This window comes from Microcoleus sp. BM001215392, assembly GCF_036700185.1.
Classification (GTDB): Bacteria; Cyanobacteriota; Cyanobacteriia; order Cyanobacteriales; family Microcoleaceae; genus Microcoleus.
The window spans coordinates 1,377-9,422 of sequence record NZ_JAUBOJ010000316.1 but is presented as its reverse complement, the minus strand read 5'-3'; the positions used below and the strand labels follow the sequence as shown (position 1 = coordinate 9,422).

Annotated in this window: 7 protein-coding genes; all 7 read right to left on the bottom strand. The window is 43.6% G+C overall.

The annotated features are described in order from the left end of the window. Nucleotides 1-200 precede the first annotated feature (200 nt). The 7 genes from QT974_RS25950 to QT974_RS25920 all read right to left on the bottom strand — a co-directional run bounded on the left by QT974_RS25950 (nucleotide 201) and on the right by QT974_RS25920 (nucleotide 7,909). A complete protein-coding gene (locus tag QT974_RS25950) occupies nucleotides 201-650 on the bottom strand; it encodes an EVE domain-containing protein (RefSeq protein WP_333471290.1) in 450 nt (149 codons plus the stop codon). Then, a complete protein-coding gene (locus QT974_RS25945; protein ID WP_333471289.1) occupies nucleotides 647-3,007 on the bottom strand; it encodes an FHA domain-containing protein in 2,361 nt (786 codons plus the stop codon). The genes QT974_RS25950 and QT974_RS25945 overlap by 4 nt, the downstream gene beginning before the upstream one ends. 140 nt (nucleotides 3,008-3,147) lie before the next feature. Continuing rightward, on the bottom strand, nucleotides 3,148-3,486 hold the full coding sequence (locus QT974_RS25940) for a XisI protein (protein WP_333471288.1): 339 nt from the start codon (nucleotides 3,484-3,486) through the stop codon (nucleotides 3,148-3,150). 222 nt (nucleotides 3,487-3,708) lie between these two features. After that, nucleotides 3,709-6,651: a CHAT domain-containing protein gene (locus tag QT974_RS25935; protein ID WP_333471287.1), complete on the bottom strand. Its 2,943-nt coding sequence runs from the start codon at nucleotides 6,649-6,651 to the stop codon at nucleotides 3,709-3,711. 21 nt (nucleotides 6,652-6,672) lie between these two features. Further along, nucleotides 6,673-7,065, bottom strand: a complete 393-nt coding sequence (locus QT974_RS25930) for a type II toxin-antitoxin system VapC family toxin (protein ID WP_333471286.1) — start codon at nucleotides 7,063-7,065, stop codon at nucleotides 6,673-6,675. A gap of 13 nt (nucleotides 7,066-7,078) precedes the next feature. After that, entirely contained in the window at nucleotides 7,079-7,327 is a 249-nt protein-coding gene (locus QT974_RS25925) for a hypothetical protein (protein ID WP_333471285.1), read from the bottom strand. Nucleotides 7,328-7,390: 63 nt separating this feature from the next. Beyond that, entirely contained in the window at nucleotides 7,391-7,909 is a 519-nt protein-coding gene (locus QT974_RS25920) for a hypothetical protein (protein ID WP_333471284.1), read from the bottom strand. Nucleotides 7,910-8,046: the final 137 nt, after the last annotated feature.

The window sequence follows — 8,046 nt, the reverse complement described above, 5'->3', positions numbered from 1 at the left end:
AGCATTTCGGCAGACAATTTATTAGTGAGAACCAGATATTTACTACCGAAATGCTATAGCCCATACGAATATATTTGCAAAAATGAGATGCACTTCACATAAAAGTGGTATTAACCAGGCAAAAGGTAAATACCACATCTTGTTTGTAACAAAGATTGGATGCGGGCAAGATGCCTGTGACAAATATCAACATTTTTCTCCTACCTCACCTTCAAAATCTTCTGCGCCGCACTTTCAGATATCGGCATCACCGATAAGCGATTACCTTTTCTCACTACCAAAATCTCATCAGCCCCAAACTTTGCTTTCAGTTCATCCAAAGATATTAACTTAGCAAACTCCTCAACAAACTCAACTTTCACAGTTTGCCAGCGAGGCGCATCAACCTGGGATTTAGCATCATAATACTCGCTATTCACATCAAACTGAGTTGGATCGGCAATCCCAGTTTCAACCACGCGCGCTAACCCGACAATCCCCGGAATTTTAGTATTAGAATGGTAAAAAAATACTAAATCATCCAAACTCATTTGCCGCATAAAATTGCGTGCTTGATAGTTGCGAACGCCGTCCCAAATCGATATTTTGTCGCGCTGCAAGTCCGCAATACTGTAAACATCCGGTTCCGACTTCATCAGCCAGTAATTCATAAAATATCTTTCCGCTTCTGCAACCACAGAGTCAACATCAAATACACGAAAATATGTACGCACAAAAGCGCCCAATTCAAACTAAGATTGTGCCACGTTGGATCGTAGACAGGAGTAGGCTCAAACGGCTGAGGAAGTATGCTTCCGTCCGGCAATCTAGTAGGCGCAGGAACCAGAGAATTTACATTAACTAAAGAGCCGTAAGCGCCCACAGACCAGCGGCTTAACATCAACCAAGAAAACTTGCTCGCCACACCTTCCATCCTAAACAACACCCCAGAGAAAATAATTTGAGGCAGCAATATTAGAGGTAAAGCGCTGTTAGCTTGAGAACCATTTTTGACAATTGCCGAAACCAGCAATCCGAGACTGATGCAGCTCATTAAAGTCAGAAAAGTCGTAATAGCTGCTCCCACCGGCCAGGAAATTAAACTCGGTTCCGGGGATTTGAAAGCAATCAGAATAACTCCTACCATCAACAGCGTTTGCAATACAGCCAAGCCGGAAAGTATGAAAACTTTCGAGCCCAAATAAGCAAACAATCCTAAATTCACTAAACGTTCGCGCAAATAAATAGCAGATTCCTTAACAATTTCTTGCAGAGAAGTTGCCAATCCTACCCAAATTGCCGCACAGGTGAATACAAACAAAACTCGCATTGCTAAAGGTGCTAAAGTTGCTTCCGGCGCGCCAATTAACGGGTCTTTATCTCGCACAGCCAGCCGCAGCAAACTAATGCCGATCGGAGCCGTTAACAGAGCTAAACTTAAGTTAACTAAGTCACGAGAAATTAGCTGAAAATAGCGCTGGGATAGCAGAATAAGTTGTTTAACAAAGGATGTAGATTTTGGCTGAGAAGGCGCGGCTGATTTTTTGCCATTAGCGTTTCCGGTGCTGAAATGGTTGACAATATAGCGCTGATAGTATGGAGATTTATCGAATTTTATTGCCCAGCTTTGAACGTTAGTTTCTGACGTTTCTAATTCGTTATAAATATCAGCAAAATCTCCGGTTTTGACATCGAAAAAATCTAGGGCTTCCGCAGGCGGGCCGAAGTAACAAAGCCGTCCGCCACGGCCCATAAACACAATACGATCGCACATCGTGATATTTGCCGTCGCGTGAGTCACCAGAATCACCGTCCTACCTTGACTTGCCAACTTTCGCAACAGTTGCATCATCTTCTTGTCCAAACCCGGATCTAGCCCCGAAGTTGGTTCGTCTAAAAAGAAAAGTTTCGGATCTGCTAACAGTTCAACTCCGATGCTAACTCGTTTCCGCTGTCCGCCGCTAAGTTCTTTGACAAAAGCAGTGCGGCGGTGAGTCATTTCAATATCTTCTAAAGTTTTGGTGACTACTTGTTGAACATCTGTATCGGGAGGTAAGCGCAATTTAGCTGCATAACTCAATACTTCTTCTACTCTCAAATCTGCGTGAATAATATCATCTTGAGGTACGTAACCAATTTGATTGCGATAAATATTAAAGTTTTCGCGCAGGTTGTCGCCGTTGAGAAATACAGCGCCTTCAGTAGTTTTTTCAATGCCTAAAAGCGTCCGCATTAAAGTAGATTTACCCGCGCCGCTACCGCCGACTAAAGCCACAAACTGTCCCGGTTCGATCGCCAAAGTAATCCGATCCAAACGCTTTGGAATCACCAGACTGTCAGCATCCAGGCGAATTTGATTGCCTCGGTCTTGCACCTCTAACGTATGATTGCGGTAAGTTAGAGTAAACGGGCCGATCCGAATCGCATCTCCCTCAGCCAACTGTACAGAATTTGTGATGCGCTGACCGTTGACAAAAACGCCATTAACACTGTGATCGCGTAAAATATAATTACCGCGACTGTCAGCATCAATTGTCGCGTGGCGCCTCGAAACCAGCGGCGCATCTAATTGTAGCGAAGCATTTGGATCGCGGCCCAACAAAACCGATCGATTGCTGAGGGGAATTGACTGTTTGCTGGGGGGAAAAATTTGACTGGCTAGGGGATTAAAATAAGTCACCAAAACTTGATTTTTCGGATCGAGACCAATTTTAATTTCTGTGCCGTTTTTGAGACAATAACCGTCATTGGGAGTGATGCGAGTGCGATCGACAAATAAGCCATTAGTGCTCGGTTTCTGCCCGTCTCCGTCGTAAATCCAGTAATTATCGCCTTTTTGGTGCAAAACAGCATGAACGCTGGAAACCACGCGCCAAGCTTCGGGAAGAACTAAATCTGCACGAGTGCGATCGCGCCCCAAGACGTGCTGCGACTGTTTTAACTCTAACTGTATGCTTTGATCTTGACTGGTTAATACTAAATAAGGGCGATCGCTGACAGCAGTCGGTTGTCCTATATTACCTATCATATTTAAATCACATTTTTTGCACTCACTTTTGTCAGCATATCAAAAAGTGGACAACAATTTTACTCTTCAGTCCCCCTCTGCTGCGGACGCAAGTTTGTGTAGACGCGGTTTCAACCGCCGGGTTTCCAACCGCCCGGTAACTAAGCAACTCCATAGCCAGTATAGGGACGCTTGTAAGGTGGATGCAACCCTAAAACAATATCTTCTTTGGGCACTCCCATCTCAACTAATTCTTGTCCTAAATCTGCTTCTGTCATCTTGCGTTGAATCCAGATTTTGCCATCCTTGATATCCAAATGAATGAAACAGTTATAAATCCGTTTATATCCCTCCCAGCCCACATCTAAAATTTGATAATGGTCTTGTTCTGTATCGAACACCAACTGACATTCAACATCTGAATCTGAATTTGGATCGACTGTGGCATGAGAGGTTAAGATTTGGCGGATAAATTGGCGGTACTCCTCTATTCTTTCCATTCAATGATTACCTCCTGAACTGGTTCGTAGACGATTCGGCGGTTGGAAACCGCTACTACACAAACGAAGTCCGCCTTCGCGGACTAAGAAATTAACTTCCAGGCTTTGCCTGGGAACGAGTAGATAAGTCAAATACCCCGTGTACTCTTCAGTCCGCGCAGGCGGACGCAAGTTTGTGTAGACGCGGTTTCCAACCGCCGGGTTTCAACCGCCGAACTTCAACTACCGCCCATCCCCAATTAAAATAAACGGCGACCAATAAAACGGATGGCGACCAATTTGACTCAACTTAGCCTGCCGCAAAGCTTCATTTTTACTCATCCCTTGATTAATATTTTGATAAAATTGCACCATCAAATCTTTAGTAGCTGCATCATCAACACTCCACAAACTCGCCATCACAGCTTGCGCGCCCGCCCGCTCGAATATATAGGCCATTCCCGATATTTCTTCACCGTTGGAATTCGCTTGTATGGCGGTTTCGCAAGCGCTTAAAGTAATGAGTCTGGTGTTTTGCAATCCCAATAAGGCGGCATCGCGAATATTGAATTGACTGTCAGCAAACAGCAATGTATTTTCCTCCATGCCCAAACTTTTACAGCCTCCCGGTTGGAAACAGCCGTGAGTTGCGAGGTGCAAAAAAGGAAAGCGGGGCGCTTGAGTTTTGAATCGATCGAGGGTGGCGTCATTGCCGATATAAGCGGAACTTCCTGACAATAATTGAGCGATATTTCTCACTTCTATTTCGGAACCGGGTAGATTTTGGGGCGGGCGGGGGACGGGATTTCCTAATGCTAAGACTCCGCCTTTTAAAGTAGAATTGGGAATTGACCTTGTGGAGATGCGGGTGAGATAGTTGACGGGATATTTCTGGATGAGGAATTCATTTATTTTTGCGTCATACAGCGTTTCAAAGGGGATGTAGCGCAGTTTTCCCGTGGCGATGATGCTCAATTGTTTGGCAGAAGTAGCTTTAATTTGGTCTTCCACGGGACGAATCAACATTTCGTAGAGTTTGCTGCCAGTTACGGTGAAGTTAGTTTCGCCAATATCTTGCACTTCTTTGCGGTATTGAGTCAGGAGATTGTCGAATTGTTTGGGGTCGATCGCAATTTTTTTAACACTTAAACTGTCTTTTGTCAAGACAAATATGGCGATCGTATTGGGGACATTTTTGACATTTGTGAGCAAGACGGGTTGAATGACAACGGTATCTAGTGCGATACTTGCTTTCAGTTGGGCGATGTCTTTGGGTGTGGTTTCAAAGAGTTCGGCGACTTCTGGGAATTGGCGGGAGATTTCTTCGGCTTTGCGGTTGACTTCTGTGTCTAATTCCCGCATTTGTCGGGAGAGATTTTCCGAGAATTTGTCTTCGAGTTGGCGGCGGAGGGATTGCAGTTGTTGATTTTTTTGATTCCATTCGTCTATGGCTTTTTGGGCTTGGGGGTTGGCGACTTTGGCGTTGATGAGGCGGGTGTAGTCGGCGAGATCGGCTGTGGTGGCGATGTTGACCCATTGAAAAGCGCGATCGGCTTGGTTTTCGTCGATGAGGATGTCAACAAGTACAACGGCGCTTCCTCTTTGACCTTCTAAAAACTTTTGGCGATTTTCCCGTTGTAAACCACTCCGCATTTCTAGGGTAATCTGGAGGGATTGCTGCAAATTGTCGATCGCTTGAGTTGGTTGCTTCGTATCTCGGTACACTAGAGCAATACCACTCAAAGTAGCAGCAACGCCTGCGCGATCGCCCACTGCCTGCCTAATCGGTAAAGCTTGGTTCAAGTATTTTAATGCTTCTTCTGGTTGGGAAATGCTGTAGTAGGCTGCACCAATATTATGCAAAGTACCAGATTCCCCCGCACGGTTTCCCACTGCCCGCAGAATTGGTAAAGCTTGGTTCAAGTATTTCAATACTTCTTGCGGTTGGGAAATTTTATGGTACACTGTACCAATATTATTCAAAGTACCAGCTTCCCCCGCGCGATTGCCCACTTCCCGCATAATTGGTAAAGCTTGGTTATAGTATTTTAATGCTTCTTGCGGTTGGGAAGTGTTGAGGTAGACTGAACCGATATTATTCAAAGTAGTAGCTTCCACCGTGCGATTACCCACTTCCCGCAGAATTGGTAAAGCTTGATTATAGTATTTTAATGCTTCTTGCGGTTGAAAGATTTCGTTGTACACTCCACCAATATTATTCAAAGTAGTAGCTTCCTTATCCCGATCTCCCACTTCCCGCAGAATTGGTAAAGCTTGGTTATAGTATTTCAATGCTTCTTGCGGTTGGGAAATGCTGATGTACACTACACCAATATTACTCAAAGTACCAGCTTCCCCCGCGCGATCGCCGACTTCCCGCCTAATTAGTAAAGCTTGGTTCAAGTATTTCAATGCTTCTTGCGGCTGGGAAATGCTGCCGTATACTCCACCAATATTATTCAAAGTAGTAGCTTCCCCCGCGCGATTGCCCACTGCCCGGCTAATTAGTAAAGCTTGGTTGAAGTATTTCAATGCCTCTTGTGGCTGGGAGATGTTGTCGTAGACTACACCAATATTATTCAAAGTAGCAGATTCCCCCGCGTGATCGCTCACTGCCCGACTAATTGGTAAAGCTTGGTTATAGTATTTCAATGCTTCTTGCGGTTGGGAGATGCTGTTGTATACTAAACCAATATTATTCAAAATAACAGATTCCCCCGCGCGATCGCCCACTGCCCGGCTAATCGGTAAAGCTTGGTTAAAATATTTCAATGCTTCTTGTGGCTGGGAGATACTGTTGTACACTAAACCAATCTTACTCAAAGTAACAGCTTCCTTATCGCGATCGCCTAATTCCCGCATAATTAGTAAAGCTTGGTTATAGTATTTTAATGCTGCTTGCGGTTGGGGAATCCTATTGTACACTAAACCAATATTATAAAGTATTGGGGCTTCAAGTTTTCTAATTTTAGATTGTCGCGCAATCGCTAGAATTTGTTGCCATGTTTCTATTGCCTGTAGCAGTTGTCCTTGCTTTTCTTGTTCGTCTGCTTGCTGTATCAGTTGCTCTAATTCTTTAACTTGTGAATTTTGACTTTGCGCCCAACTCGGTTGAACCATCAGCGGCACAGTCAGAGAAGTCAGACAAACACCCAAAACCAAAACACTGCTAATAATTCGTTTCATAATCTTAGCTACTTCTCCTCATCAAATTAACCAATCCTCTAATTGCAACCGTGGAATATTGATAAAATCACGAGTATTGTGAGTTACCACAATATCTGCACGCGATCTAGCAACCGCCGCAATTAAAGCATCTAATTCTCCAGTCGGTCTACCCATGCGTCTTAACTCGCCTTGAATTATTCCAAACTCTGCCGCCGCATCGGAGTCAAATGGGAAAATTTCCATTTCTATAACAAATAAATTTACCTCACTCAAATTTCTTTCGATTTGCCGAGAACAGTACACTCCTTTATAGAGTTCAGCCAATACGATGCTCGGTAGATAACACTCCGTAGATTTAGCGTCAAATTTAGCAATAGTAACAGGATTGCCCTGCATCAATGCCACGCAAATATTAGTATCCAACAAATACACAGTTTATTTCCTACTAATCGTTCAAAAAGTCTATCGGTCTGCCAAAATAACTATGTCTCTCTCTATCAATTTCGGCAAAAATTTCCCCCAGTTCAGTCTCGTATTTCCAAGCTCCAAATACTTGATGTAGACGTTTCAGCCTTTCCTCATTGTTGATTTGCGGAGCTTCCGGTATCTCAATCAGAACTTCTGAACCATCAGGAATGTTCAGGTTTTCTGAAATTTCAATAATGTTACCCCGTTTTATGCCTTTGATTTGCATAGTTATATGTCCCTTTTAACGAAATTTTATAAATTGTAACACTAGGAGCCTCGCTAATATCTACTACTTATCGCGGACTCCCTCAAAAACTTCTGCCTCAATTCCTGCTGCTTCTAAATGGTTTTCTTGACGAAACTTTTGGATTGCTTCCCAAAAATTTTGAGGTTGCTCAATCTGGCGTTCTTTCTCAATTTTAGCAATAATTTCAGTTAACTCAGCAGATACTTTAGTCAATTCTTTAGCTTTTTCCAGCAAGCTATTGACTAACGGTGATGGCAATAACTCCAGCGGTGCATCAAAGTCATCAGAAATTGCAATGAGTCCTCGCTCGCTCCCAAATCGGCTAGGTGTAGGCGAAGATTCTTCAACTTCATGCAAAGTTTCTGCTTCAACTGTTTCTTTGATACCTTTAACTTGAATTGATTGGGATGGCATTCTTTGTCTGAGATAAATTGCAGATATCAGGTCAGACCAAGTAAAGTTTTCAGGTAATTTATCGATTAAGCTGCGGACTTCTTCTTTAAGATTGATGGTTTCCATCGGTTTTAGTAAAGAGAGTTGGGATTTTAATTTTAGTGCCACTGATATTTTACATTTGTTGCAACAGTCCGGCAAGGGTTAAAACCCCTGCCTCATAGCGAAAGTCCTCTGAAGAGGACTGCAAGATCGAGAATTATGGAAGGTTTGAATTGAAACAGACAGAAATTACGCACTCCTAC

Bases quoted from the DNA above. Each gene is read 5' to 3' on its own strand.
- QT974_RS25950 (WP_333471290.1), bottom strand. From the start codon at position 650: ATGAATTACTGGCTGATGAAGTCGGAACCGGATGTTTACAGTATTGCG.
- QT974_RS25945 (WP_333471289.1), bottom strand. From the start codon at position 3,007: ATGATAGGTAATATAGGACAACCGACTGCTGTCAGCGATCGCCCTTAT.
- QT974_RS25940 (WP_333471288.1), bottom strand. From the start codon at position 3,486: ATGGAAAGAATAGAGGAGTACCGCCAATTTATCCGCCAAATCTTAACC.
- QT974_RS25935 (WP_333471287.1), bottom strand. From the start codon at position 6,651: ATGAAACGAATTATTAGCAGTGTTTTGGTTTTGGGTGTTTGTCTGACT.
- QT974_RS25925 (WP_333471285.1), bottom strand. From the start codon at position 7,327: ATGCAAATCAAAGGCATAAAACGGGGTAACATTATTGAAATTTCAGAA.